3 protein-coding genes are annotated in these 2349 nt (G+C 57.9%); 2 read left to right on the top strand and 1 reads right to left on the bottom strand.

What is annotated here, in order from left to right; genetic code table 11:
- Positions 1-250: 250 nt before the first annotated feature.
- Together NCS28_RS33035 and NCS28_RS33030 are read left to right on the top strand one after the other, a co-directional pair.
- Positions 251-1057 carry a S1 family peptidase gene (locus tag NCS28_RS33035; RefSeq protein ID WP_075294713.1) on the top strand — a complete coding sequence of 269 codons (807 nt, stop codon included), beginning with the start codon at positions 251-253 and terminating at the stop codon, positions 1055-1057.
- Positions 1058-1161: 104 nt separating this feature from the next.
- Positions 1162-1815, top strand: coding sequence for a hypothetical protein (locus NCS28_RS33030; protein WP_250517968.1), 654 nt, complete (start codon positions 1162-1164; stop codon positions 1813-1815).
- Here the strand turns inward: NCS28_RS33030 and NCS28_RS33025 are convergent.
- Positions 1810-2349 (bottom strand): plasmid partitioning protein RepB C-terminal domain-containing protein (locus NCS28_RS33025; protein WP_284506424.1); only part of this gene is annotated, 540 nt, incomplete at its 5' end. The two genes, NCS28_RS33030 and NCS28_RS33025, sit on opposite strands and share 6 nt — an antisense overlap.

Raw genomic sequence — 2349 nt, 5'->3', positions numbered from 1 at the left:
GCGACGGGCGCACGCAGAGGTTCCGACCTGTCACGGCGGACTCTGGTGTGTTAGAGACATACATTTTTCGGACAGACGTGCGGGTGAATCACACACTTTTCGGACAAGTCACGGCCGTCGATGCTTGGAATCGCACATGTTTCGGTCCGCCCGAAGTCATTGGTCAGCACGAATCCGCGCACATACCGAAGCGCCGGGTAGATGTGACCCAAGTGGCGCGGAAGTCAGAACGCGCACCGCGCAATGCCTCATGCTCGAAGAACTCTACAATCGAATCTCACCCGCGTGCTGCTCTGTCACGGTCTTCCTTGACGACGAGAAAATCAGCGAGGGCTCAGGCTTTGCGTTTCTTCCGAACGGTCAGGTGATTACGGCCGCGCACGTCGTCACCGGGCGGTTCCCGATTCGGCACAGCGATTACATCGACCCGGCGCTAAAAATATTCTGCAAGTTCCAGGGTTTGCCGGTCGCAGAGTATGCGGTCCAGCTTTGCTCCATGAACATAGAAGTCCCGGGATTTTCGCAGCCGGTCCAGCTGGACATCGCGATGCTGAATCCGAAGGAGCCGTTTCCGACGGAGGTTCCTCGGATACCGGTCGTGCTTGGGGATACGCCGCGACTTGGCCAGCGCGTATTCCTGGCAGGCTATTCTGAAGAGTTGCGCCTCCCGTTCGACATCGACCGACTACTCTTGCCAGAGACAAAGGGCGCCGCCGAATTCAAGGCAGCCATGGACAAGGGCTACATGGCCGACATGACGGGCCCGCTCATCAAGCAAGGGCATATCGGCAACCTCAGGCGGATAGTGACGACAGTCTCTGGTCTCGGAACCCTCGAATGCGATGTCATGTATATCGACAACGCAATGCATCCCGGCGCCAGCGGCGGCCCAGTGTTCAATGAGGGGGGCGAGGCCATCGGGATACTTTCTCAGCGCGCCATGACCGCCGTTGAATACGGAACCGATGGCCGAACACGCGTGCCATCTGGTTGCACCATCGCTATCGGCCTCAACCCGCTTGAGTTTCTCGGCAGGACGCCCCAAGCCCCTAACTGATTGCAGCCGGCTCGCATAGTCTGCTGACCTTAGTTGATTGACGTCTCGTTTGGGCTAGACTGGCGATTCGCCTGCACCGGAGGCAACCAGCGGGAGCGTACTTAATGGCCATCGACTTGTTTGCTGACTTGGGTCGGCCAGAAAGCGAACTGCATCCGCAATACAAAGCGTTGAGAGACCTCCCCGGTTATTCGCCGGCCCGACAGCTCATACGAGAATTGCAACGCGAGTTCGTCGACCCGGACGGAAACTTCGTGGAGCAATTTCAGACTTTTGCGCTCGATGCCCGGACCTTTGAGTTCTTTCTTTCGGTGATGCTGGCAGATGCTGGCCACGAGTTGGACCGGAGCGTCGACCGGCCAGATTTTCTCGTCATAAAAGATGAGGTCACCGCAGTCGTCGAGGCGGTCACCGCGAACCCGCGAGGGAACGGCAGCATCCAACCTTACGACGCTGTTCCCGACGCCAGGTCACTGCAGGAAGCCGCCGAGCAACTTGAGCACACCATCCCAATCAGGCTCGGAAGCCCACTGTTCACCAAGCTCAACAAGAAGTATTGGGAGCTACCGCATGTCGCCGGTAAGCCATTGATACTTGCGATACAGGACTTCCACACGGCCGGAGCACTGATGACATCGGATGTTCCGCTGGTGCGATACCTCTACGGGCTTGGGCAGACTTGGTGGCATGACGAAGATGGCGGTGGTCCTCGTCTCGCGGCGCGTTGCAACCTCCGCCATGTCAGAGCTCGACTATAGCGCCGCGCTGAATTGCTGCTGGTCGAGAGAAATGGTCGCAATGATGGACTCAAACTCCACCATCAAATCCGGATGATGCTGGGCAACGTACTGACGTGCCGCTTCATTTTCGAGGAGTTTGGCGAGATACCCTTTGGCGAGCACCAGATTGAGCACGTCCTGGCCGTAATTCTGCTCGACCAACTTGTATTGACCTTGGAGATTACTCATTTCGCGCTCCATTTTCGCCATCTGCTCCGGGCTGACGCCGGTCAGTTTGCGTGGCTTCTTACCCTCCACCAGAAGCGCTGCTGGCGTAGCAACCAGCAATGCCTCCGCGTAGGCAACGGACACATTGTTCGCAGCCACCATCAGCTCTACGCATTCAACTTGCCGCGTCGGTTTCATTTTGCGGATAGCGCGAACGAGCTCAGCCGAAAACTGCCGGTCGCCGAGAAGTTCGGCCGCTTCCGGGCACACGCCATCGAGGAGCGACATCTTCTTCATGATTTGGGATACGTCGACGGAAAGAGCTTTCGCCAACCGCTCGGGCGA

This window comes from Caballeronia sp. INDeC2, assembly GCF_023631325.1.
In the GTDB taxonomy this organism is placed as follows: Bacteria; Pseudomonadota; Gammaproteobacteria; order Burkholderiales; family Burkholderiaceae; genus Caballeronia.
This window is presented reverse-complemented; position numbering and strand designations above follow the sequence as displayed.